Origin of the sequence: Streptomyces sp. NPDC051322 (assembly GCF_040689485.1) — a bacterium.
Classification (GTDB): domain Bacteria; phylum Actinomycetota; class Actinomycetes; order Streptomycetales; family Streptomycetaceae; genus Streptomyces.
This window is the reverse complement of the sequence record NZ_JBFBAK010000008.1, coordinates 23,523-46,315: the sequence shown is the minus strand read 5'-3', so window position 1 is coordinate 46,315 and position 22,793 is coordinate 23,523. Positions and strand designations below refer to the sequence as shown.

The 22,793-nt window shown below is 69.7% G+C and carries 21 protein-coding genes; 11 read left to right on the top strand and 10 right to left on the bottom strand.

Features of this window, described 5'->3' with window-relative positions:
* Positions 1-28: 28 nt before the first annotated feature.
* From scy to AB0436_RS19510, 6 genes are all read left to right on the top strand, one after another.
* Positions 29-3,760, top strand: coding sequence for a polarized growth protein Scy (gene scy / locus AB0436_RS19535; protein WP_366469156.1), 3,732 nt, complete (start codon positions 29-31; stop codon positions 3,758-3,760).
* 114 nt (positions 3,761-3,874) lie between these two features.
* Entirely contained in the window at positions 3,875-4,810 is a 936-nt protein-coding gene (locus tag AB0436_RS19530) for a cellulose-binding protein (protein WP_366469155.1), read from the top strand.
* 187 nt (positions 4,811-4,997) lie between these two features.
* Positions 4,998-5,963: an ABC transporter ATP-binding protein gene (locus AB0436_RS19525; protein WP_365849221.1), complete on the top strand. Its 966-nt coding sequence runs from the start codon at positions 4,998-5,000 to the stop codon at positions 5,961-5,963.
* Positions 5,964-5,965: 2 nt separating this feature from the next.
* Positions 5,966-6,733: an ABC transporter permease gene (locus tag AB0436_RS19520; protein WP_366469154.1), complete on the top strand. Its 768-nt coding sequence runs from the start codon at positions 5,966-5,968 to the stop codon at positions 6,731-6,733.
* A 150-nt stretch (positions 6,734-6,883) separates the two neighbouring features.
* Positions 6,884-7,942 (top strand): ATP-binding cassette domain-containing protein, encoded by a 1,059-nt coding sequence (locus tag AB0436_RS19515; protein WP_366469153.1) that lies wholly within the window; start codon positions 6,884-6,886, stop codon positions 7,940-7,942.
* Positions 7,942-8,787 carry an ABC transporter permease gene (locus AB0436_RS19510; protein ID WP_366469152.1) on the top strand — a complete coding sequence of 282 codons (846 nt, stop codon included), beginning with the start codon at positions 7,942-7,944 and terminating at the stop codon, positions 8,785-8,787. The genes AB0436_RS19515 and AB0436_RS19510 overlap by 1 nt, the downstream gene beginning before the upstream one ends.
* 25 nt (positions 8,788-8,812) lie before the next feature.
* On the opposite strand, the gene AB0436_RS19505 is transcribed toward AB0436_RS19510, so the two are convergent.
* Complete coding sequence (locus tag AB0436_RS19505) at positions 8,813-9,145, bottom strand: ATP/GTP-binding protein (protein WP_366469151.1); 333 nt, start codon at positions 9,143-9,145, stop codon at positions 8,813-8,815.
* A 217-nt stretch (positions 9,146-9,362) separates the two neighbouring features.
* Here AB0436_RS19505 and AB0436_RS19500 point away from each other — a divergent pair, with 217 nt between their 5' ends.
* Positions 9,363-10,394 carry an LLM class flavin-dependent oxidoreductase gene (locus tag AB0436_RS19500; protein WP_366469150.1) on the top strand — a complete coding sequence of 344 codons (1,032 nt, stop codon included), beginning with the start codon at positions 9,363-9,365 and terminating at the stop codon, positions 10,392-10,394.
* A gap of 134 nt (positions 10,395-10,528) precedes the next feature.
* Here AB0436_RS19500 and AB0436_RS19495 read toward each other — a convergent pair whose 3' ends face one another.
* The gene (locus AB0436_RS19495; RefSeq protein WP_365849228.1) at positions 10,529-10,921 is read right to left on the bottom strand and encodes an SCO5389 family protein; all 393 of its coding nucleotides are present in this window, start codon (positions 10,919-10,921) and stop codon (positions 10,529-10,531) included.
* Positions 10,922-11,165: 244 nt separating this feature from the next.
* Between AB0436_RS19495 and nucS the strand changes: the two genes are divergently transcribed.
* A complete protein-coding gene (gene nucS / locus AB0436_RS19490; protein ID WP_366469149.1) occupies positions 11,166-11,837 on the top strand; it encodes an endonuclease NucS in 672 nt (223 codons plus the stop codon).
* A gap of 111 nt (positions 11,838-11,948) precedes the next feature.
* Here the strand turns inward: nucS and AB0436_RS19485 are convergent, their stop codons facing one another.
* From AB0436_RS19485 to AB0436_RS19470, 4 genes are all read right to left on the bottom strand, one after another.
* Positions 11,949-14,684: an ATP-binding protein gene (locus AB0436_RS19485; protein ID WP_366469148.1), complete on the bottom strand. Its 2,736-nt coding sequence runs from the start codon at positions 14,682-14,684 to the stop codon at positions 11,949-11,951.
* Positions 14,685-14,917: 233 nt separating this feature from the next.
* Entirely contained in the window at positions 14,918-15,241 is a 324-nt protein-coding gene (locus AB0436_RS19480) for an STAS domain-containing protein (RefSeq protein ID WP_366469147.1), read from the bottom strand.
* Positions 15,242-15,387: 146 nt separating this feature from the next.
* Entirely contained in the window at positions 15,388-16,236 is an 849-nt protein-coding gene (locus AB0436_RS19475; protein WP_366469146.1) for a 3-hydroxyacyl-CoA dehydrogenase family protein, read from the bottom strand.
* Between the two features lie 129 nt (positions 16,237-16,365).
* Positions 16,366-17,001: a TetR/AcrR family transcriptional regulator gene (locus tag AB0436_RS19470; RefSeq protein ID WP_366469145.1), complete on the bottom strand. Its 636-nt coding sequence runs from the start codon at positions 16,999-17,001 to the stop codon at positions 16,366-16,368.
* Between the two features lie 84 nt (positions 17,002-17,085).
* On the opposite strand from AB0436_RS19470, the gene AB0436_RS19465 reads away from it, so the two are divergent.
* The 3 genes from AB0436_RS19465 to AB0436_RS19455 are packed head-to-tail and all read left to right on the top strand — an operon-like array spanning position 17,086 to position 19,269.
* Positions 17,086-17,898: an ATP-binding cassette domain-containing protein gene (locus AB0436_RS19465; protein WP_366469144.1), complete on the top strand. Its 813-nt coding sequence runs from the start codon at positions 17,086-17,088 to the stop codon at positions 17,896-17,898.
* Positions 17,899-17,907: 9 nt separating this feature from the next.
* Positions 17,908-18,672 carry an ABC transporter permease gene (locus AB0436_RS19460; RefSeq protein WP_366469143.1) on the top strand — a complete coding sequence of 255 codons (765 nt, stop codon included), beginning with the start codon at positions 17,908-17,910 and terminating at the stop codon, positions 18,670-18,672.
* A gap of 24 nt (positions 18,673-18,696) precedes the next feature.
* Positions 18,697-19,269, top strand: coding sequence for a cob(I)yrinic acid a,c-diamide adenosyltransferase (locus AB0436_RS19455; protein ID WP_366469142.1), 573 nt, complete (start codon positions 18,697-18,699; stop codon positions 19,267-19,269).
* Between the two features lie 84 nt (positions 19,270-19,353).
* Here the strand turns inward: AB0436_RS19455 and AB0436_RS19450 are convergent, their stop codons facing one another.
* The 4 genes from AB0436_RS19450 to AB0436_RS19435 form a co-directional block, all read right to left on the bottom strand.
* A complete protein-coding gene (locus tag AB0436_RS19450; protein ID WP_366469141.1) occupies positions 19,354-19,800 on the bottom strand; it encodes a DUF2550 domain-containing protein in 447 nt (148 codons plus the stop codon).
* Positions 19,801-19,921: 121 nt separating this feature from the next.
* A complete protein-coding gene (locus AB0436_RS19445; RefSeq protein WP_366469140.1) occupies positions 19,922-20,296 on the bottom strand; it encodes a F0F1 ATP synthase subunit epsilon in 375 nt (124 codons plus the stop codon).
* Between the two features lie 130 nt (positions 20,297-20,426).
* The gene (atpD, locus tag AB0436_RS19440; protein ID WP_366469139.1) at positions 20,427-21,869 is read right to left on the bottom strand and encodes a F0F1 ATP synthase subunit beta; all 1,443 of its coding nucleotides are present in this window, start codon (positions 21,867-21,869) and stop codon (positions 20,427-20,429) included.
* Positions 21,869-22,786: a F0F1 ATP synthase subunit gamma gene (locus AB0436_RS19435; RefSeq protein WP_366469138.1), complete on the bottom strand. Its 918-nt coding sequence runs from the start codon at positions 22,784-22,786 to the stop codon at positions 21,869-21,871. Before AB0436_RS19435 ends, atpD begins: the two co-directional genes overlap by 1 nt.
* Positions 22,787-22,793: the final 7 nt, after the last annotated feature.

Genomic DNA, 22,793 nt, shown 5'->3' with positions numbered 1-22,793 from the left:
GCGACCAGGGGACGGATGGGACCGCGCAGTGCGGGGCTACGAACGCCAGGAGAGCCACCGGGCTGAAGACGACCATCTCTCGCGGTTCGAGGCCGAGATGGACCGGCTGAAGACCGAGCGGGAGAAGGCAGTCCAGCACGCCGAGGACCTCGGTTACCAGGTCGAGGTGCTGCGCGCCAAGCTCCACGAGGCGCGACGCAATCTGGCGTCCCGTCCTGCCTACGACGCGGCCGATGTCGGCTACCAGGCCGAGCAGTTGCTGCGGAACGCGCAGATCCAGGCCGACCAGCTGCGCAGTGACGCCGAGCGCGAACTGCGCGACGCCCGGGCGCAGACGCAGCGCATCCTCCAGGAACACGCCGAGCACCAGGCCCGTCTCCAGGCCGAGTTGCACAGCGAGGCCGTCACCCGTCGTCAGCGTCTCGACCAGGAACTCGCCGAGCGCCGGCAGACCGTCGAGTCACATGTCAACGAGAACGTGGCGTGGGCCGAGCAGCTGCGGGCCCGTACCGAGGCCCAGGCCCGCAGGCTGATGGACGAGACCCGCGCGGAGGCCGAGCAGGCGCTGGCCGCCGCCCGCGCCGAGGCGGTCCGGCTGGCCGACGAGGCCCGCCAGCGGCTGGGTTCGGAGGCGGAGTCGGCCCGTACCGAGGCCGACACCATTCTGCGCCGGGCGCGCTCCGAGGCCGAACGGCTGCTCAATGCCGCTGCCACCCAGGCACAGGAGGCCACCTCCCACGCGGAGGAGCTGCGCACCGCCACGACCACCGAGTCCGACCAGGTGCGTCAGCAGGCCGCCGAACTCAGCCGCACCGCCGAGCTGCGGGTGCAGGAGGCGGAACGCGCGCTGCGCGAGGCCCGCGCCGAAGCCGAGAAGGTCCTCACCGAGGCGAAGGACTCCGCGAGCAAGCAGCTCGCATCCGCCGATTCGGTCAATGAACAGCGCACCCGGACGGCCAAGGCGGAGATCGCCCGCCTGGTCGGCCAGGCCACCAAGGACGCCGAAGTGCTGAAGGCGGAGGCCGAGCAGGCCCTCGCCGACGCCACGGCCAAGGCGGACCGGCTGGTCGCCGAGGCGGCCGAGAAGGCGCGTACGGTCGCGGCCGAGGACGCCGCGGCCCAGCTCGCCAAGGCGGCCAGGACCGCCGAAGAGGTACTGACCAAGGCTTCCGAGGACGCCAAGTCGACCACCGGGGCGGCCGCCGCCGAGGCCGAGCGGATCCGCCACGAGGCGGAGGCGGAGGCGGAGCGGCTCAGCAATGAGGCCGCCGAATCCGCGGCGCAGCTCAAGGGCGCGGCGAAGGACGACACCAAGGAGTACCGCGCCAAGACGGTCGAGCTGCAGGAGGAGGCGCGCAGGCTGCGCGGCGAGGCCGAGCAGCTGCGGTCCGACGCGGTCGCCGAGGGCGAGCGGATCCGCGGCGAGGCCCGCCGGGAGGCGCTGCAGCAGATCGAGGAGGCGGCGCGGACCGCCGAGGAGCTGCTGGCCAAGGCGAAGGCCGACGCCGACGAGGTCCGCTCCGGCGCCACCACCGAGTCCGAACGGGTACGCGCCGAGGCGATCGAGCGCGCCACCACCCTGCGCAAACAGGCCGAGGAGACCCTGGAGCGCACCCGCGCCGAAGCCGAGCGGCTGCGCGGCGAGGCGGAGGAGCAGGCCGAGCAGACCACCGCCAGGGCCGAGGAGGCCGCCCGCGAGCTCCGCGAGGAGAACGAGCGCGGCATAGAGGGCCGCAGGGCCGAGGCCGCCGAGGACCTGAACCGGCTGCACACGGAAGCCGAGCAGCGGCTGGCCGGCGCCGATACGGCGCTGTCGGAGGCCCGCGGTGAGGCCGAGCGGCTGCGCAGGGAGACATCGGAGGAGACCGAGCGGCTGCGGACCGCGGCCGCCGAGCGGATCAGCGCTCTGCAGGCGCAGGCCGAGCAGGAGGCCGAGCGGCTGCGCGACGAGGCGGCGGCCGACGCGTCGCAGGCCCGCGCCGAGGGCGAGAACATCGCGGTACGGCTGCGCAGTGAGGCGGCGGCGGAGGCCGAACGCCTCAAGTCCGAGGCGCAGGACAGCGCCGACCGGGTCCGGGCGGAAGCGGCGACGGCCGCCGAGCGGCTGGGCAACGAGGCGCAGGAAGCGCTCGCGGCAGCCCAGGAGGAGGCCAACCGGCGCCGCCGCGAGGCCGAGGAGCTGCTCACCGCTGCCCGCGGCGAGGCCGAGCAGGAGCGCGCGCAGGCCCGCGAGCAGAGCGAGGAGCTGCTGGCCTCCGCCCGCAAGCGGGTGGAGGAGGCGCAGGCCGAGGCGGCGCGGCTGGTCGAGGAGGCGGACCGCAGGGCGAGCGAACTGGTGTCGGCGGCCGAGCAGACCGCACAGCAGGTGCGGGATTCGGTGGCCGGGCTGCAGGACCAGGCCGAGCAGGAGATCGCCGGGCTGCGCTCGACCGCCGAGCATGTGGCGGAGCGTACGAAGACGGAGGCGCAGGAGGAGGCGGACCGGGTCCGCTCCGATGCGTACGCCGAGCGGGAGCGGGCCTCCGAGGACGCGAGCCGGATCAGGAGCGTCGCCCAGGAGGAGGCCGAGGCCGCCAAGGCCCTCGCCGAGCGCACGGTCACCGAGGCGATCACCGAGTCCGAGCAGCTGCGGGCCACCGCCGCCGAGTACGCCCAGCAGATGCGGACCGAGGCGTCGGACGCGGTCGCCGCGGCGGAGCAGGACGCGGCCAAGGCACGCGCCGAGGCCCGTACGGACGCCAACCGCATCCGTTCCGAGGCGGCGGGCCAGGCCGACCGCCTGGTCACCGAGGCCACCGGCGAGTCGGAGCGGATGCGTGCGGAGGCCGCCGAGACCGTGGGATCGGCCCAGCAGGCCGCCGAGCGGATCCGGGCGGAGGCCCAGCGCGTCAGGACGGATGCCGAGGCCGCCGCCGAACACCTGCGAGCCGAGGCCCAGTCGGAGTGCGACCGGGTGCTCGACGAGGCCCGTCAGGTGGCGGCCAAGCGCCGTGCCGACGCCGCCGAACAGGCGGACCAGCTGATGGCGAAGGCCCAGGAGGAGGCGCTGCGCACCGCCACCGAGGCCGAGGCCCAGGCCGACCGGATGGTCGGGGCCGCACGCAAGGAGGCCGACCGGATCACCGCCGACGCCACGGTCGAGGGCAACACGCTGGTCGAGAAGTCGCGTACGGACGCCGATGAGCTGCTGGTCGGCGCGCGCCGGGACGCCACGGCGATCCGGGAGCGTTCCGAGGAGCTGCGCGAGCGGGTCACCGCCGAGATCGAGGAGCTGCACGAGCGGGCCCGCCGGGAGAGCGCCGAGCAGCTGAGGTCGGCGGGCGAGCGGGTGGACAATCTGCTGAAGGCGGCGGCCGAACAGAAGGCGGAGGCCGAGCAGCAGGCCAAGGACATCGCGGCGGACGCCGCTTCGGAGGCCGCATCGGTCCGTATCGCCGCGGTCAAGCGCGCCGAGACGCTGCTCAAGGAGGCCGAGCAGAAGAAGGCCGAACTCGTCCGGGAAGCGGAACGGCTCAAGAGCGAGGCGGCGAGCGAGGCGGACCACCTCGTCGAGGAAGCCACCCACGAACACGACGTGCTGATGCGCCGTCGAGCGGACATTCAGGCCGAGATCTCCCGTGTCCAGGACGTGCTTGAGGCGTTGGAATCCTTTGAGGCGCCGAACGGAAACGGCAAGGCGGCGGCCGGCGGCGCGGGCGCCGTCAAGGCGGGTGCCGCGGCAGGGGGAACTCGCTCGAGTGGCAAGCCATCTGAGGGCTAGCCACTCAAAAGGCTGGACATTCTCCAGATCAAACGGGCATCCGCTCGATGACACGCTGCTTCGGCACCTAGGATTCCCCCTATCACCTCACCGGTCTCATTCGACAGGATCCCCATGAGCGACACTTCCTCCCCATTCGGCTTCGAGCTCGTGCGGCGTGGTTACGACCGCGGTCAGGTGGATGACCGCATTACCAAGCTCGTCGCCGACCGTGACAGCGCCCTGGCACGGATCACCTCTCTGGAAAAGCGCATCGAGGAACTCCACCTCGAAACTCAGAACGCCCAGGCCCAGGTCAACGACGCGGAGCCGTCGTACGCCGGTCTCGGCGCGCGCGTCGAGAAGATCCTCCGTCTCGCCGAGGAGGAGGCGAAGGACCTCCGTGAGGAGGCCCGCCGCGCGGCCGAGCAGCACCGCGAGCTCGCCGAGTCGGCCGCTCAGCAGGTCCGTAACGACGCCGAGTCGTTCGCGGCCGAGCGGAAGTCCAAGGCGGAGGACGAGGGCGTCCGGATCGTCGAGAAGGCCAAGGGCGAGGCGTCCACGCTGCGCTCCGAGGCCCAGAAGGACGCGCAGTCCAAGCGCGAGGAGGCGGACGCCCTCTTCGAGGAGACCCGCGCCAAGGCCGCTCAGGCCGCCGCGGACTTCGAGACGAACCTGGCCAAGCGCCGCGAGCAGTCGGAGCGCGATCTGGCTTCGCGTCAGGCCAAGGCCGAGAAGCGACTGGCCGAGATCGAGCACCGCGCCGAGCAGCTCCGCCTGGAGGCGGAGAAGCTGCGCACCGACGCCGAGCGCCGGGCCCGCCAGACGGTGGAGACCGCCCAGCGCCAGGCCGAGGACATCGTGGCGGACGCGAACGCCAAGGCCGACCGGATCCGCAGCGAATCGGAGCGCGAGCTGGCGGCGCTCACCAACCGCCGCGACTCGATCAACGCCCAGCTGACCAACGTCCGCGAGATGCTGGCCACGCTGACCGGTGCCGCGGTGGCCGCGGCCGGCACCCCGGACGACGAGCCGGCTACCCGCGGGGTCCCCGCGCAGCAGACCCGCTGAGCCCACGTTGCCCTCCCCCGAGGCTGCGTGAGCCCGCGTCCGGGTCCCGGGCGCCGTTCGTCGCAAGCCCCCCGTCATGTGCAGTGGCGGGGGGCTCGGCGTGCCCTAGGGTGATGTTCATGCTGCCTCGACCCGGTGGGGTCGAGGGGGCCGGGGCGACACATTCGATACGACGAGGCGGAACGCAGTGATCGAACTTTCGGGGCTGACCAAACGCTACGGCGACAAAATCGCCGTCGACCAGTTGTCCTTCACCGTACGGCCGGGCATCGTGACCGGTTTTCTCGGGCCGAACGGCGCCGGCAAGTCCACCACCATGCGGATGGTGCTCGGCCTGGACAGCCCGACGCGGGGCGACGTCCGGATCGACGGCAAGCACTACGCCGATCTCAAGGAACCGCTGAAGTACATCGGCGCTCTGCTCGACGCCAAGGCCATGCACGGCGGGCGCACGGCGTACAACCATCTGCTCTGCCTGGCGCAGAGCAACGGCATCCCGACGTCCCGGGTCGGCGAGGTGCTGGAGACCGTGGGCCTCTCGGCGGTGGCGAAGAAGCGCGCCAAGGGTTTTTCGCTGGGCATGGGCCAACGCCTGGGTATCGCCGGCGCGTTGCTCGGCGACCCGGAGATCCTGATGTTCGACGAGCCGGTGAACGGCCTCGACCCCGAGGGCATCCACTGGATCCGTAACCTCATGAAGACCCTGGCGTCCCAGGGCCGCACCATCTTCGTCTCGTCCCACCTGATGAGCGAGATGGCGCTCACCGCCGACCATCTGGTCGTCATCGGCCAGGGACGGCTGATGGCCGACACCTCGATGGCGGACTTCATCGCGCAGAACTCCCGGTCGTACGTGCGGCTGCGCTCCCCGCAGCGCGAGCAGCTGCTCGATGCGCTGCGGAGCGGCGGTTTCCGCGCGGTCGATGCGGGGGACGGCTCGCTCGAAGTGGACGGCGCCGAAGCGGCTCAGCTCGGTGAACTGGCAGCCGAACACCGGCTCGTCCTGCACGAGCTGAGTCCCCAGCAGGCCTCCCTGGAGGAGGCGTTCATGCAGCTCACCGCGGAATCGGTGGAATACCACGCACATGACGGAGTCACCCCGGACCGGCCACAGCATCCGGCCTGGGGCGTCAACCCGCAGAAGGGGGCCTGACCATGGCAACAGCTCAGGTGGTGAGGTCGGAGTGGACCAAGGTCCGCTCGGTGCAGTCGACGGTGTGGACGCTGGCCCTCACGTTCGTGGTGACGTTGGCGTTCGGCGCGCTGATCAGCGCGGTGTCCAACAACCAGTTCGGCAATCTGGACCGGGGCGACCGGCTCACCTTCGACCCGACCGCGGTGAGTTTCGCGGGGGTGGGACTCGGCGAGCTCGCATTGATCGTCTTCGGCGTCCTGGTGGTGTCCAACGAATACAGCACCGGAATGATCCGCACATCGCTGGCGGCCGTGCCACAGCGTGGCACCTTCTATTTCAGCAAGATCGCCGTGGCCACCCTGCTGGCTTTCGTGATCGGTCTGGTGACGAGCTTTCTGACGTACTTCCTCGGTCAGGCGCTCCTCGGCGACCACCGTTCGCACATCGGGGACCCCGGTGTGCTGCGTGCGGTGTTCGGTGCGGCGCTCTACATGATGCTGATCGCGGCGTTCTCGATGGGCGCCGCTTCGATGCTGCGCAGTCCGATGCTGTCGCTCGGCATTCTGATGCCGTTCTTCTTTCTGGTCTCCAACATCCTGGGCAGCGTCTCGGCCACCAAGAAGGTCGGCCAGTATCTGCCCGACCAGGCGGGCCGCCGGATCACCCAGGTGGTGTTCACCAATGACGACGCCCCCTACGGCCCCTGGGGCGGACTCGGCATCATGGCGTTGTGGGTGGTGGCCGCGCTGATCGGCGGTTACTTCCTGCTCAAGAAGCGCGACGCCTAGCGGGTACGGGGCGGCTGCGGCGGTGCGAACCGCCGCAGCCGGAATTCCACGGAACCGTCAAGGGCTGGTTATCCTCCTCACACATACGGGGGCGATCGGCCGTGCGACGGCGGTGCCCCGACGACACGTGGACGTCGATGGGGCTGGAGAATGATCGAGGCAATCGGCCTGACGAAGCGCTACGGCGCCAAGACAGCCGTGTACAACCTTTCCTTCCAGGTGCGCCCGGGTACCGTGACCGGCTTTCTGGGGCCCAACGGCTCCGGGAAGTCGACCACCATGCGGATGATCCTCGGGCTCGACGAACCGACCTCCGGCCAGGTCACCATCGGCGGCCACCCGTTCCGCAAGCTGCCCAACGCCCCCCGTCAGGTCGGCGCGCTGCTGGACGCCAAGGCGGTGCACGGCGGCCGCAGCGCGCGCAGTCATCTGCTCTCGCTGGCCCAGTTGTCCGGTATTCCGGCCCGCCGGGTCGACGAGGTGCTCGGTGTCGTCGGCCTTCAGGAAGTGGCCGGAAAACGCTCCAAGGGATTCTCCCTCGGCATGGGTCAGCGGCTGGGCATCGCCGCCGCGCTGCTCGGAGATCCCCAGGTGCTGCTCTTCGACGAGCCGGTGAACGGGCTCGATCCGGAGGGCATCCTCTGGGTCCGTAATCTGATGAAGACGCTGGCGTCCGAGGGCCGCACCGTGTTCGTCTCCTCCCATCTGATGAGCGAGATGGCCCTCACCGCGGACCATCTGATCGTGATCGGCCGCGGCCAGCTGCTCTCGGACATGAGCGTCAAGGACTTCATCTCGCACAACTCCGCGGACTTCGCCCGCGTCCGGACCGCCGAGACGCCGGAGCGCGAGAAACTCACCGCTGCGCTCACCGAGGCCGGCGGCCAGGTCATGCCCGAACACGACGGCGCGCTGCGGATCACCGGCCTGCCGCTGCCGCGGATCAGTGATCTGGCACACGAGTCGGGGGTGCGGCTGTGGGAGCTCTCCCCGCACCAGGCCTCGCTCGAGGAGGCCTATATGCGGATGACGCAGGGCGCGGTCGACTATCGCTCGACGGCGGACCGGTTGCACGGTTTCGAGCAGCCGGGCCGGCCATCCGGCCCGACGGGGCAGCCGATGCCTCCGGAGATCCCGCAGCAGAACTGGTTCGCCCCGCCGCCGCCCGGCCAGAACCCGTACGCCGCTCCCGCACAGAAGGACCTCTGATGACCGCGCCCGCCTCTCCGCCGCACCAGCAGCCGGCGGTGGCCTCGTACTACGTCTCGCCGATCCCGGTCACCGACGCGCACCTCGGGCATGCCATCGCCTCGGAGTGGACGAAGATCAGGACGGTCCGCTCCACGCTGTGGACGCTCGGGGTGCTGATCGTGCTCGTCGTCGGGATCGGACTGCTGACCGCCATCGGACTCAGGTCGTCCGACAGCTCTCTGGTCGGCAGCCCGGTGCTCAGCATGGGCTTCTTCGGTGTGCTGCTCGGCTCGATGTGCGTGATCACGCTGGGCGTGCTGACGGTGAGCTCCGAGTACGGCACGGGCATGATCCGTACCACCCTGACCGCCTGCCCCAGCCGGGGCCGGGTACTGACCGCGAAGGCGATCGTCTTCTTCCTGCTCTCCTTCGTGATCCTGCTGGTGACGACCGTGCTGGTCGCGGTGGCCCAGTACGCCCTGTTGAAGAACGCGCACGCCGACGCGGCCGACGCCGCCGAGTGGTTCCGCGCGACTGTCGGCGTCAGCCTCTATGTCGCGCTGCTGGGCCTGCTCTCGCTCGCCATCGGCTCACTGCTCCGGCATTCCGCGGGCTCGATCACCGTGATGCTCGGGGTGGTACTGCTGCCGTTGGTGCTGGCACTGTTCATGTTCTCGGACTCGCTGCACACCGTGCAGCAGAAGCTCTTCGAGTACTCGATCCCCAGCCAGCTCAGCGTGTTCTACGACGTCTCGGTCTCCACGTCGGGACCTACCGGATGGGACCCGCTGTGGATCCTGCTCGGTGTGACGGCGGCGGTGTACGCGGGCGCGCTCGCGGTCCTCAACCACCGGGACGTGTGACTCTCGTCCACTTGCCGGTCGGAGCTCAGTATCTGGGCGCGTTGCGGGACCGCTGCACCTTGGAGGTGCGGCGGTCCTTCGCGTTCCAGCAGGCCTTGTGCCAGTGTCTGCGGTCGTCGACGCCGCCGTACTCCGGCCAGGCCACCACATGCGGGACCCCGGACGGGATCTCCTGGTCGCACCCGGGGCAGCGGTAGCGCTTGCCGCGCGCGCTCGCTCCGTTGACCATCCGGACCAGCCATTCCTCGCCCTGCCAGAACTCGGTGGACTGCAGACCGAAGCGGTCGGCTCCGGCACCGCCGCTCGCGGGCTCGCTCGGCTTCTCACCACCGCGGGGGCGGTTGCGGCGCGGGGACACGTAACACCTCACGGGGCTGACCGGACAGTTTCTCGCTTCTCCCAGCCTACGGGGGCCGAATGGGGAATTCGTCCCGCGCTTCCCGCGGAGCTGGAAACCTTGTGGATCTCCAACCGGAAAATCACAACAACTTCGCTCAGCGCCGTGCCCTTGGCACGTGTCAGGCGTTGTTGCCGGTAAGGGGAGAGTCGCGTCGGCCGTAAGGAGGCAGAAGGCGATGCGCGTTGGGGCATTTGTACTGGCAGCCCAGTTCCCGGGACAGGGACAGGAGGAGGCACTGCACCGCGCGGTGCGTTCCGCGGAGGTGGCGGAGGAGTCCGGGCTCGATGCGGTCTGGCTGGCCGAACACCATTTCGTGCCGTACGGGGTCTGCCCGTCCGCGGTGACGCTGGCCGCGCTGCTGCTCGGTCGCACCCGGCGGATCCGCGTCGGTACGGCGGTGAGCGTGCTGCCGACGGCCCACCCGGTCACGCTCGGCGAGCAGGCCGCGCTGCTGCACATCATCTCCGAGGGGCGGTTCAGCCTCGGAGTGGGGCGCGGGGGCCCCTGGGTGGACCTGGAGGTCTTCGGCGCGGGCCTGGCGGCCTACGAAAGCGGCTTCCCCGAGGCACTCGATCTGCTGCTGCGCTGGCTGAGCGAACCGCGGGTGTCGGCGGCCGGCGAGCGCTTCAGCTTCCGTGAAGTGCCGGTGGTGCCGCGGCCCGACGAGTTGCGGTGCGGTGAACTCCCGGGCCCGGAGGTCGTGGTGGCGTGCACCTCGCCGGCGAGCGTCCGGCTGGCCGCCGAGCGCGGGCTGCCGATGCTGCTCGGGATGCACTCGGACGACGAGGAGAAGGCCGAGATGACCGCCCTGTGGCGGACTCACGCGCGCGCCGCCGGCCATCCGCCGGAGGTCGTCGACGAGGTCGGCCATGTGGCAGCCGGCGTGGCCCAGATCGCCGATCGCCGGGCCGGAGCGGCCGAGACGCTGGTCAAGGCGATGCCGGGATGGCTCAAACAGGGACTTGACGCCCATGTCACCGTCGACGGGCAGCACCGCACCATGCGGGACCCGGTGGCGTACACCGAGACGCTCTGTGCGATCCACCCGGTCGGTCCGCCACGCCTGGCCGCCGACCGCCTCGCCGCGACGGCGGAACGCACCGGCATCACCCGGTTCGCCCTGCTCGTCGAAGGGTCCGGCGATGTGGCGGCCACCGAGGAGAACGTACGGCGGCTGGGGACCGAGGTACTGCCGCAACTGTCGTAGCCGGCCCGATGCGGTGGCCGTTTCGGTGGCACGACTCGGCAGCTCAACTCGTTGGCGCGGTTCGTGAGATGAGCGGGGCACTGCCGCTCCGGCAGCCATGACACCTCCCGCGGTGCGGAGCGGCAGCGCGGGCGTCAGCAGTCCCGAAGCTCCGGAGACTGATTCAACAGCTGGCCCCTGATCGAGGTGAAGCGGCCGAGCCGCTCATCCACCGAGGAATCCAGCGGGAAGACCGCCACACGGTGGCAGTTCTGGAATGCCAGACGCACCCCGAAATGCCGCTGCAGCGCTCCTCGTATCGCGTCACTCGCAAGTGCGCGCAGCAGCTGGCCGCGCGCCTGCTCATTGGGGGGAGGCGTCTGGTTGTCGGCGAACTCGCCGCCGTCCACCTTCAGCTGGGCCACCAGAGAGCTGATCATCTCCCATGCATAGGGCAGGGAGGTCCGGACGCAGTCGACGAAGTCCGCTTCGTCAACCTCGCCTCGCTCGGCCTGTTCGAGTAGGGCCGGTGAGACGTCGAGCGACATGAGTTCTCCTCTCGCGACCCCGCGGGGCGGGGTCTTACGGGCAGGGAAGGGGGACGGCGACGCAGAGTACGCGGCTGACGACCTCCTGCTTCCACGGTATGCGCGCTGCCCCGCCCGCACCAGAAGAATGGGCACACAACCGGCCAATAACGATCGGTGATCCGAGCGCCGTTCGAGGCGGGTCGCGAGGTGCGTTCGAGGGCGAATCGCGTCCGCGAGGGGATGTCGAGTAGCGTTGCCGACCATGCGTCTCGTCATCGCCCGCTGCTCCGTCGACTACGCGGGCCGCCTCACCGCCCATCTGCCATCCGCGCCACGTCTGATCCTGGTCAAGGCGGACGGAAGCGTCTCGATCCATGCGGACGACCGGGCCTACAAGCCGCTCAACTGGATGTCGCCGCCCTGCACTCTGAAGGAGGGCGACGGCGAGGACGCCGGCGTGTGGACGGTCGTGAACAAGGCGGGCGAGAAGCTCATCATCACGATGGAGGAGGTTCTGCACGACTCCGCGCACGAGCTCGGCGTGGATCCCGGCCTCATCAAGGACGGTGTGGAGGCGCATCTGCAGGAACTCCTCGCCGACCGCATCGAAATCCTCGGTGACGGCTACACACTTATTCGGCGTGAATACATGACAGCGATCGGCCCGGTGGACATCCTCTGCCGCGACGCGGCGAGCGGTACGGTCGCCGTGGAGCTGAAGAGGCGTGGCGACATCGACGGTGTGGAACAGCTCACCCGCTACCTGGAGCTGCTCAACCGGGATCCCCACCTCGCCCCGGTCAAGGGCGTCTTCGCGGCGCAGGAGATCAAACCGCAGGCGCGGGTGCTGGCGACCGACCGCGGGATCGACTGCGTGGTGCTGGACTACGACGCGATGCGCGGTATCGAGGACGACAAGCTGCGGCTGTTCTGAGCGCTGAGCGTTCGCGGCGCGGGTGCACGACGGCGGGCCCCGGCAGACTTCGGTCTGCCGGGGCCCGCGGTGTGTTCGCTGCCCTGCGGTGCCGCTGCCTGTCGGCTGCGGTCAGGGTGCTGAGGGGGAAGCAGGGTCCGGTGTATCGGCGCTACCGGGCGTGCTGCTGCTCTGCGTCGGCGAGTCGGTGGCCGACTCGCCGGCAGATTCGCTCGCGGGCTCGCCGGCCGGGTCAGTGGCGGACTCGCTCGCGGGCTCGCTCGCGGGCCCGGTCGTCGGTGTGCCGGCCGTGTCGGAGGCGGTCGGCGAACCCGGCGGCGACCCCCCGGAGCCCGAGTCTGTCGCGGACGACGACGGGGTCTCCGTGGGAGTGCTCGACGGCGGCGGAGGAGGCGAAGCTGAATCCGACGGGTCGGACGGTGAGGGCGACGACGGCGTGGACGACGGCGTATGGCCCGTCGACGGCTTGCCCGGACTGGACTGATGCCCACCGGGAGACGACGACGTGCCGCTACCGGGCGAGTTGGATGCGCTGGCCGAAGGGGTTGCACCGCTCTGTCCCGGCTGCGCGCCGTCGCTCGCCCCGGGGGTGCCCGGGCTCGAAGGATCGGCGGCGCCGTTGCCCGGCGTACGGTCCGAACCGCCCGATGAGGTGTCGCTCGGCTCTTGCGGGTCGAGGCCGCCGTCGCCGGTCTCCTCGCTGACGGACTGGCCCTGCTTGCCGTTTCCGCCCGGGTCGTTGTTGCTCGTGACACCGAGCGTGACGACCGTGCCGAGCACCGCGGCGAGCAGGGCGCCCGCCCCGGCCGCGACCAGATCGCGCCGGGCCCCGAACCTCGCCGTACGGCGCTTGTTCGGCAGGGTGGAGCCGACGGCCGGAACGCGCTGGGTGACCAGCGTGGTGTTCTCCCGGTGCGGCGTTGGCCGCAGCGAGACGACCGCACCGGCCGCGAGTGCGCCGCCGCTCGGCGGCGTGGAGTCGTCAGGCCCGGTGGCCGGGGGGTCCCCGGCCACGGCGGGCACCATCCCGCCGAGGGAGGCGCTGCCCGAGCGGTCCGCGATCAGTGCGAGCGCCCTGCGCCCGGCGACCGTGCCGTGCTTGTCGGCCAGCGCCCCGCGTAGCGCGATGGACGCCTCGAGTTCGGCACGCGCCCGGTCCGTGTTTCCGGTGCAGAGCGCGAGAACACCCAGCTCGTGGTGGAAATACGCCTCTTCGGCGACTTCGCCGGAAAGCCTGGCCGCCTCCTGGCCGGTCCGCAGAGCCCGTTCCCATGCTCCCCACTGCAGCCCCGCGGCGAACGCCGGAGCCGCGCTGCGGGCCAGCAGGACCGCTGTGCTGGGGTGGCCGGGCTCCGAGCCGGGTATGAGCGCGCTCATCGCGGCGAGTACCGCGTCGGCCTCCGCCGATGCCCGTTCGGCTGCCACCGAGGGATGTCCGGCCCACCAGGCGTAGTGCTGGGCGACGGTCTGCGCGTGCGTCATCGCCTCCTCGCCGTAACCACCGGCGAGCAGTTGCTGTACGACACCGGCGGCGAGCCGGTAGTGCGCACCGGCCGGTGAGAGCAGGCCGCACTGGGCGAGCTCCCCCAATGCCGCGTCCGCGTGGGTGTCTCCCACCAGGGCCGGAAGATGGGCCTGGTGCGGCACCTCTCCGCCGAGCGCGACGGCGAAGGCCAGGGTGGCCCGGGCCGATGCGCTCAGCCCGGCGGCGAGCAGGGCGGCAGGGGCTGCGCCCTCACCGAGCGTCGGCAGCGGCGTCTCCGGCAGGTCCGCGGACGGCCCCTCACCGGACGGGGCTCCGTCGGCCGGTCCTGCTCCCGACGACAGGGCTTCGCCGGGACGGGTCTCCACGGAGAAGTCAGGGAACGCGGTGTCGCCGGGCTGCTTCGCGAAGTAACCGGACTCGCCGAGGACGTCTGTGTCGCCGCGCAGCAGATCACGTCCGCGCAGCAGCGCCGCCGCCTGGACGAAGCGGAGCGGCAGCCCCTCCGACTCGAACCACAGATCGCCGGCCCAGTGCGCCTCCTCTTCCGTGAGCGGCCGTTCCGCGGCGCGCTCCAGGAGTTCCAGCGACGCGCTGCGGCCGAGGCCGGCCAGGAAGACCTCGTCGAGGTGGGACTCGGCGAGCGGCGCGGGGACGTCGGGGGCGACCGCGATCAGGAAAGCGCACTCGGGGGTGGCTTCGAGCAGCTCCTCGAGTGCTACGCCGCCGAACTCCAGGTCGTCCAGCACCACCACTGCACCGATCCGGTGCACGAGGCCGAGCAGCTCTTCCCTGTCGGGCCGGTGCAGCGGCGCCGCGTAGACCGCTGCGAAGAGGCTGTGCAGCAGGTCGGCGGCGGTGCGGTGGTAGCCCGACAGGCGGATGACGCCGTCGGGTGCCAGGTCCGCGCAGTCACGGGCCACCGCGTCGAGCAGCGCGGTGCGCCCGGATCCCGGCGCCCCGGTGAGCCGGACGGATCGCCCGCGCGCCAGCAGACGTACCAGTCGCTCGCGCTCTTCGTCCCGCTCCAGCAGGGGAAGCTCGGGACCGGCGGGGCCCGGCGGCACCGGCGGGCGTGAGGCGCGCAGCAGGTCCGCGCGGGCGTCGGCGCTGTGCCGCTGCGGCTCGGCGGGGTGCTCACCCGGCGGGCAGTGTTCTATCTCACTGCCGTCGACCGGGTTCACGGTGATCGCGAAGTCACCGGCGACAAGTCGCACCGTGCGGGCGCGCGGCGCTGTCGGCTGCCCGAGGTCGGGCGTCAGCGGATCGCGCGGGGGCCGTGCCGATCCCCGGCCTTCGTCGCGTTCACCGTAATGATCATCCGCATGGCCGTAATCTTCCGGTCCCCGGCTTATCGGGTCCATGATGAAAGTCCCCCAGATGGCATTGCGCGCGGTTTGCCTTCCCGGCCTCGCACACCACGCTGTCGCTTCTGGTCCGGTGCCTACCGTATGGGTTCGTCAATCAAGGCAGCAGGCGACCGAACCTTAAACCCTGGTCGGTATCGATGACCAGACGGGGTAGCCGGGTGCCCGGGACGTCACCACTTCGGGAGGATTGCACGGTGAGTTCCGTTCGCGCTATCCTCCCGATTTCGTCACACTCGCGGCAGCGATTCCGCGGCAATTCCGCCCTCGATGGCCAGAATGCGGTGCAGCCGGGTGGCGACGAGCAATCGCTGCATCTGCGGGGGCACGCCCCGGAGCACCAGACGCCGTCCGCACCGGCCGGCCCGCCGGTGCACTCCCATGATCACACCGAGACCCGTGGCATCCCACGAATCCAGCTCGGTCAGGTCGAGCACCAGGTCGCCGACGCCGTCGTCGACGGCCGAGTGCAGGACCGTACGGGCGTCCGCCGCGCTGCGGACGTCGAGGCGGCCCCCGACGACCAGCTCGACGTGGTCGCCCCTGATGTGCATATGCGCTCCCCGAGAGTGCTCGGCCTCTGTCACGTCTTTCACGTATGTCACTCAACTGACTGCCCGGCAGGCAAAGAAGTTGCCATCTGTAAGCGAACCGATACCGAATTCACACCACCGGGTGACCGCAGGGCAGCCTGTTCGGTTCAGTGCTTGTAGAACCCCTGCCCGCTCTTACGGCCAATGTCACCCGCGTCGACCATTCGGCGCATCAACTCGGGGGGTGCGAACTTCTCGTCCTGGGATTCCGTGTAGATATTGCTCGTGGCGTGCAGCAGGATGTCGACGCCCGTCAGATCCGCGGTCGCCAGCGGTCCCATCGCATGGCCGAAGCCGAGCTTGCAGGCGATGTCGATGTCCTCGGCGGTGGCCACGCCAGACTCGTACAGCTTGGCCGCCTCGACCACCAGCGCCGAGATGAGACGGGTGGTGACGAAGCCGGCCACATCGCGGTTGACCACGATGCAGGTCTTGCCGACCGACTCGGCGAACTCCCGTGTGGTGGCCAGGGTTTCGTCGCTGGTCTTGTAGCCGCGGACCAGCTCGCAGAGTTGCATCATCGGCACCGGCGAGAAGAAGTGCGCACCGACGACGCGCTCCGGGTGTTCCGTCACGGCCGCGATCTTGGTGATCGGGATGGCAGAGGTGTTGGAGGCGAGAACCGTGTCCTCCCGTACCAGCTTGTCGAGCGTACGGAAGATCTCGTGCTTGACCTCGAGCTTCTCGAAAACCGCTTCGACCACGATGTCCGCGTCGGTCACCGCGTCCAGATCGGTGGTCGCGGTGATCCGCGCCAGTGCGGCGTCCGCGTCGGCCTCGGCCAGCTTGCCCTTGGCGACGAACCGGGCGTACGAGGCCTTGATCGCGTCGGTCCCCCGGCTCACGGCCGCGTCGGTCACATCCCGCAGTACGACGTCCCAGCCCGCCTGGGCCGAGACCTGCGCGATTCCGGAACCCATGAGTCCGGCTCCGATGACGGCGAGCTTCCTGGCCAATTGACACCCCTTCGACAACGTCCTGAGTACGGCTCTGGGCGGAGGCTATCGGCCGCGGGGCCCCTTGTGGCGGCTAAGAGATACGCGTCACGTCCCACATGGCGGACATCACACTCCGGTGAGTCATCCTCAGGCCTTCACCGCGTAGTTGAGCACTTTTCCGCCCAGTACCTCTTCGATGTCGTCGAGGAGATCCAGCGCTCTCCGGGACACCTCCTCCTTCGAGCCCCCCGCGACCATCTCGTCACCGATCCACGCCATCAGCGTCGACAGGATCCAGGAGAGCTGGCCGGCGACCAGGGTGGGCAGCGTGTCGCTCTCCGCCGCTCCGGTCTCGTCGCGCAGCGTCTCCTCGACCTTGCTGAGCGCCTCCTGCTGGAGGTGCCAGAGGCGGGAGCGCAGCGTGTGCGCGCCGTGGATGACGTTCAGGAAGCGGTCGTAGCCGTCCAGCAGCCCGACGGTGGGCGAGACGGCCTCGACCTGGTCGCGCAGCTCGCGCAGCACCGCACGGGCCGCCGACTCCCCCTTGTCCCGCGCGCGTACATAGCGCGACAGCCGGTCGACCACGCCTTTGCCGCGGTCCAGGAACAGGTCTTCCTTGGTGGGGAAGTAGTTGTACACGGTGTTGACCGACACCTCGGCGACCTCGGCGACCTCGGCGACCGTCACCGCGTCGAAGCCGCGGTCCAGGAACAGGCCGGTGGCCAGGTCGGAGATGCGCTGCCTGGTCTGACGTTTCTTCCGCTCCCTGAGCCCCTCAGCCATGCCGCCATCCTAGGCCGGTTCCTTGGAGGGGGGTGAAAATTTAAGTCGATTGCAAAATTTAAGTGACTCTGTTTTTCTGGAGTCATGGCAACCCGAGACGTCACACACCGAGACGCGGCAATCATCACCACGGCCGGGCTCTCCCGGACCTTCACCGCGAAGGCAGGGCCGGTGGAAGCGGTGCGCGGCATCGATCTGACCGTGCGGAGGGGCGAGATCCTGGGTTTCCTCGGCCCCAACGGTGCGGGCAAGACCACCACCCTGCGGATGCTCACCACCCTCCTCCCGCCCACTGCGGGCGAGGCCACAGTGGCGGGCTGTGACCTGGTGCGCGACCCGGCGGGCGTGCGCCGCAGGATCGGTTACGTCGCCCAGTCGGGCGGCGTCGACCTCCAGATGTCCGTACGCGAGGAGCTGGTCACCCAGGGCCGCCTCTACCGCCTGACAAAGGCGCAGGCCGCTGCGCGCGCCGACGAGTTGGCGCAGCAGCTGGGCCTGGTCGGCCTGCTGGACCGCAAATGCGTCGCCCTCTCCGGCGGCCAGCGGCGGCGCCTGGACGTCGCGATGGGACTCACCCACCGTCCCGATGTGCTGTTCCTCGACGAACCGACCACCGGCCTCGACCCGGGAAGCCGGGCCGATCTCTGGGAGCTGGTACGCGGGCTCCGCGACGAGTACGGCACCACCGTCTTCCTGACCACGCATTACCTCGATGAGGCTGACGCACTCGCCGATCGGCTGGTCGTCGTGGACAAGGGAGTGGTGGTGGCCGACGGCACACCCAGCGCCCTCAAGCTCCAGCACACCGGCTCGATCGACGCGCCCCTGCAGGACGCGTTCCTCGCCATCACCGGCCGCACCACGACGCCGGTGGACACCACCCCGATCGCCGTCTAGGAGCCTTCGATGTCCGCCTTCAACGCCCTTCTCTCCGACACCGCGCTGGTCTTCGGCCGTTATGCCCGCCAGACCCTGCGCTCCAAGTTCCAGATCCTCTTCGGCGTGCTGATGCCGCTGCTCTACCTGCTCTTCTTCGGCCCGCTGCTCACCGGCCTGCCGCTCGGCGTGCAGGGTGACTCCTGGCAGATCCTCGTTCCGGGACTGCTGCTCCAGCTCGCGTTGTTCGGCGCCTCGTTCAGTGGTTTCGCCATCATCATCGAGCAGCAGATGGGGGTGGTGGAGCGGATGCGGGCGACCCCGGTCAGCCGGCTCGCCCTGCTTCTCGGCCGGGTGCTGCGGGACGCCGCGCTCTTCGTCTTCCAGTCGGTTCTGCTCGTGCTGACCGCTCTAATCCTGGGGCTGCGGGCGCCGCTCGGCGGTGTCCTGATCGGCTTCGCCTTCGTAGGCGTACTGGCGGCCGCTCTCTCCTCACTCTCGTACGCACTGGCCATGAAGGTCGCCAAGCCGCACGAGTTCGGCCCGGTCATCAACGCGGTGACCATGCCTTCGATGCTGCTCTCCGGGCTGATGCTGCCGATGGCGCTGGCGCCCGGATGGCTGAACGTGCTCTCGCATTTCACCCCGTTCCGCTATCTGGTGGACGCCGTACGGGCGGGTTACGTGGGCGACTACGCGAGCACCGCGATGCTGTACGGGGTGCTGGTGGCGGCCGCGTTCGGGCTGCTGTCCGTGACAGTGGGCACACGTGTCTTCCGACGTGCAGGCGCCTGACCGGTCAGCCCTTAGGCTCACCCCATGGTCAACCTGACACGCATCTACACCCGTACCGGCGACAAGGGCACCACCGCGCTCGGCGACATGAGCCGGACCGCCAAGACCGATCTGCGGATCTCCGCATATGCCGACGCCAACGAGGCCAACGCGGCGATCGGCACCGCGATCGCGCTCGGGCAGCTGCCCGAACCGGTGGTGAAGGTCCTGGTCCGCATCCAGAACGACCTGTTCGACGTCGGTGCCGACCTGTGCACCCCCGTGGTGGAGAACCCGGAGTACCCGCCGCTGCGCGTGGAGCAGGGCTACATCGACAAACTCGAGGCGGACTGCGACCGCTTCCTCGAGGACCTGGAGAAGCTGCGGAGTTTCATCCTCCCCGGCGGGGCCCCCGGAGCCGCCCTGCTGCACCAGGCGTGCACGGTGGTACGGCGGGCCGAGCGGTCGACGTGGGCAGCGCTCGAGGTGCACGGCGAGGTCATGAACGCGCTCACCGCGACGTATCTGAACCGGCTTTCCGACCTGCTGTTCATTCTGGCGCGCAGCGCGAACCGTGAAGTGGGGGACGTGCTGTGGGTGCCCGGCGGCGAACGGTAGGGCCCGCCGCTGCGCGGTGCCCTTCCGGGGCTCGGCCCCGGGCCCCGCTCCTCGAGCGCCGGAGGGGCTGAACACGGCCGGACTCTACGCGACGTTCACCCTCTGGCCCGGGGGCGCTGCTTCGAGCCAGGCGAGGAAGCCGGTCAGCGCGTCCTCGCTCATCGCGAGTTCGAGGCGGACGTCCTTGTGCGAGCAGCCCAGCACGATCGCGTCGGAGAGCAGCGCCAGCTCCTCCTCGCCCTCCGGTGTGCGCCGGGAGACGACCTCGATCGCCTGGCGCTCCAGCACGCGGCGCGGACGCGGCGCGTAGGAGAAGACCCGGAACCACATGACGCGGTCCCCGCTGTAGCGGGCGACGCCGTAGACCCAGCCCTTGCCGGAGGTGTCCGGTTTCTCCGGAAGGTCCCAGCGCACGCTGCAGTCGAAAGTGCCGCCGGAACGCTGGATCAGTCGCCGGCGCAGACCGAAGACGAAGAGCCCCACCGCTACCAGTACGACGACCAGACCGCACACAAGCAGAGCGAGGATCATCTACACCGACCTCCTCGCCTCATGCCGTTGACGGAACTGGCTCTGCATCGCCTCAGCCGCGACCGGTCCGGATTGCTCCGGACGGGCCGCGGCTGAGGTCACATCCTGTCAGTGGGAGGCGTCAGTGCCCCGCCACTGCGCGAAGCCGCACATCGGCACGCCGCCCCGCGGCAGCGTCCGTGTCCGATTTCGCACGGTCCAGCGCACGCTCGGCGCGCTGGACATCGATCTCGTCCGCCAGCTCGGCAATCTCGGCGAGCAGCGAAAGCTTGTTGTCGGCGAAGGAGATGAAGCCGCCGTGCACCGCGGCAACGACGGTCCCGCCCTCGCTCGTCCGGATGGTCACCGGGCCCGACTCCAGCACACCCAGCAGCGGCTGGTGACCGGCCATGACGCCGATGTCGCCGGACGTGGTGCGCGCGACAACCAGGGTCGCCTCGCCGGACCAGACACTACGGTCCGCCGCGACCAGCTCGACGTGCAGCTCAGCAGCCAAGGGTGGCTCCTCGGGTCACCACCCGGCACTGCTGCCGGGTGTCGGTTCAAAGTCTAATGGGCGTACGGAGAGGGGCGGGACACACCCGCCCCTCTCCGGGAGTCTGATGACTCACACAGGCTGCTCGGGGTCAGGAGACGCCGAGCTCCTTGGCGTTGGCCTTGAGGTCCTCGATGCCACCGCACATGAAGAACGCCTGCTCGGGGAAGTGGTCGTAGTCGCCGTCGCAGATCGCGTTGAACGCGGTGATCGACTCGTCGAGCGGTACGTCCGAACCGTCCACGCCGGTGAACTGCTTGGCGACGTGGGTGTTCTGCGACAGGAAGCGCTCGACACGACGGGCACGGTGGACGGTGAGCTTGTCCTCCTCGCCCAGCTCGTCGATACCGAGGATCGCGATGATGTCCTGGAGGTCCTTGTACTTCTGAAGAACACCCTTGACGCGCAGCGCGGCGTCGTAGTGGTCCTTCGCGATGTAGCGCGGGTCCAGGATGCGGGACGTCGAGTCCAGCGGGTCGACCGCCGGGTAGATGCCCTTCTCCGAGATCGGACGGGACAGCACGGTCGTCGCGTCCAGGTGGGCGAAGGTGGTCGCCGGCGCCGGGTCGGTCAGGTCGTCCGCGGGGACGTAGATCGCCTGCATCGAGGTGATCGAGTGACCGCGGGTCGAGGTGATGCGCTCCTGCAGCAGACCCATCTCGTCAGCCAGGTTCGGCTGGTAACCCACCGCGGACGGCATACGGCCGAGCAGGGTGGACACCTCGGAACCGGCCTGGGTGTAACGGAAGATGTTGTCGATGAAGAAGAGCACGTCCTGCTTCTGCACATCGCGGAAGTACTCCGCCATGGTCAGACCGGCCAGGGCGACGCGCAGACGGGTGCCCGGGGGCTCGTCCATCTGACCGAAGACAAGCGCCGTCTTGTCGATGACGCCGGACTCGGCCATCTCCTCGATGAGGTCGTTGCCCTCACGGGTACGCTCACCGACGCCCGCGAACACCGACACACCGTCGTGGTTGTTGGCGACGCGGTAGATCATTTCCTGGATCAGCACGGTCTTGCCGACGCCGGCACCACCGAACAGACCGATCTTTCCACCGGTGACGTACGGGGTGAGCAGGTCGATGACCTTGATGCCGGTCTCGAACATCTTGGTCTTCGACTCGAGCTGGTCGAAGGCCGGTGCCTTGCGGTGGATCGGCCAGCGCTCGGTGATCTGCGACTCGGCCTCGGGCTGGTTCAGGATCTCGCCGAGGGTGTTGAACACCTTGCCCTTGGTGATGTCGCCGACCGGCACCGTGATGCCGGCTCCGGTGTCGGTCACCGGGGCCTGGCGGACCAGGCCGTCGGTGGGCTGCATCGAGATCGCGCGGATCACGCCGTCACCCAGGTGCTGGGCGACTTCGAGGGTCAGCGTCTTGAGCTTGCCGTCCTCGGCCGGGTCAGCGACCTCGACCTTCAGGGCGTTGTAGATCTCCGGCATCGCGTCGACGGGGAACTCCACGTCGACGACCGGGCCGATGACCCGGGCAACGCGGCCCGTGGCGGCGGCCGTCTCAACAGTGGTCGTCATTACTTGTCACTCCCCGCGGTCGCGTCGGCCAGGGCGCTTGAGCCACCGACGATCTCGCTGATTTCCTGGGTGATTTCGGCCTGGCGGGCCGCATTGGCAAGCCGGGAGAGGCTCTTGACGAGGTCCCCGGCGTTGTCGGTGGCCGACTTCATCGCACGGCGGCGGGCGGCGTGCTCGGAAGCAGCCGACTGCAGCAGTGCGTTGTAGACACGACTCTCGACGTAACGCGGCAGCAGTGCGTCCAGAACGCCCTCCGCCGACGGTTCGAACTCGAACAGCGGAAGCACTTCGGCCTTCGCTTCCGACGGCTCGGCGGACTCCTCGAGGCTGAGCGGCAGCAGTCGGTTCTCGACCGGCGTCTGCGTCAGCATCGACTGGAACTCGGTGAACACGATGTGGAGCTCGTCCAGACCGCCCTCGGCCGTGTCCAGCTGGACCGCCTCGATCAGCGGCGCCGAGACGTTCTTGGCGTCCGCGTACGTCGGGTTGTCGGTGAAACCGCCCCACGACTCCACGACCTTGCGCTCGCGGAAGCCGTAGTAGGCGATGCCCTTGCGGCCGACGACGTAGGTGTCGACTTCCTTGCCCTCACCGCGGAGCCGCTCGGTGAGCCGCTCCGCCGCCTTGATGGCGTTGGAGGAGTACCCGCCGGCCAGACCGCGGTCGCTCGTGATGAGCAGAACAGCGGCCCTGGCCGGGTTCTCGGCCTCCGTGGTGAGCGCGTGCTTGGCGTTGGAGCCGGTCGCCACCGCGGTCACCGCACGGGTGAGCTCGGTCGCGTACGGCATCGATGCCGTCACCTTGCGCTGCGCCTTGACGATGCGCGAGGCGGCGATCATCTCCATCGCCTTGGTGATCTTCTTGGTCGCGGTGACGGATCGGATGCGACGCTTGTAGACCCGGAGCTGGGCTCCCATGAGTCAG

Bases quoted from the DNA above. Each gene is read 5' to 3' on its own strand.
- AB0436_RS19530 (WP_366469155.1), top strand. From the start codon at position 3,875: ATGAGCGACACTTCCTCCCCATTCGGCTTCGAGCTCGTGCGGCGTGGT.
- AB0436_RS19520 (WP_366469154.1), top strand. From the start codon at position 5,966: ATGGCAACAGCTCAGGTGGTGAGGTCGGAGTGGACCAAGGTCCGCTCG.
- AB0436_RS19515 (WP_366469153.1), top strand. From the start codon at position 6,884: ATGATCGAGGCAATCGGCCTGACGAAGCGCTACGGCGCCAAGACAGCC.
- AB0436_RS19510 (WP_366469152.1), top strand. From the start codon at position 7,942: ATGACCGCGCCCGCCTCTCCGCCGCACCAGCAGCCGGCGGTGGCCTCG.
- AB0436_RS19500 (WP_366469150.1), top strand. From the start codon at position 9,363: ATGCGCGTTGGGGCATTTGTACTGGCAGCCCAGTTCCCGGGACAGGGA.
- AB0436_RS19495 (WP_365849228.1), bottom strand. From the start codon at position 10,921: ATGTCGCTCGACGTCTCACCGGCCCTACTCGAACAGGCCGAGCGAGGC.
- nucS (WP_366469149.1), top strand. From the start codon at position 11,166: ATGCGTCTCGTCATCGCCCGCTGCTCCGTCGACTACGCGGGCCGCCTC.
- AB0436_RS19485 (WP_366469148.1), bottom strand. From the start codon at position 14,684: ATGGACCCGATAAGCCGGGGACCGGAAGATTACGGCCATGCGGATGAT.
- AB0436_RS19480 (WP_366469147.1), bottom strand. From the start codon at position 15,241: ATGCACATCAGGGGCGACCACGTCGAGCTGGTCGTCGGGGGCCGCCTC.
- AB0436_RS19470 (WP_366469145.1), bottom strand. From the start codon at position 17,001: ATGGCTGAGGGGCTCAGGGAGCGGAAGAAACGTCAGACCAGGCAGCGC.
- AB0436_RS19465 (WP_366469144.1), top strand. From the start codon at position 17,086: ATGGCAACCCGAGACGTCACACACCGAGACGCGGCAATCATCACCACG.
- AB0436_RS19460 (WP_366469143.1), top strand. From the start codon at position 17,908: ATGTCCGCCTTCAACGCCCTTCTCTCCGACACCGCGCTGGTCTTCGGC.
- AB0436_RS19455 (WP_366469142.1), top strand. From the start codon at position 18,697: ATGGTCAACCTGACACGCATCTACACCCGTACCGGCGACAAGGGCACC.
- AB0436_RS19450 (WP_366469141.1), bottom strand. From the start codon at position 19,800: ATGATCCTCGCTCTGCTTGTGTGCGGTCTGGTCGTCGTACTGGTAGCG.
- atpD (WP_366469139.1), bottom strand. From the start codon at position 21,869: ATGACGACCACTGTTGAGACGGCCGCCGCCACGGGCCGCGTTGCCCGG.
- AB0436_RS19435 (WP_366469138.1), bottom strand. From the start codon at position 22,786: ATGGGAGCCCAGCTCCGGGTCTACAAGCGTCGCATCCGATCCGTCACC.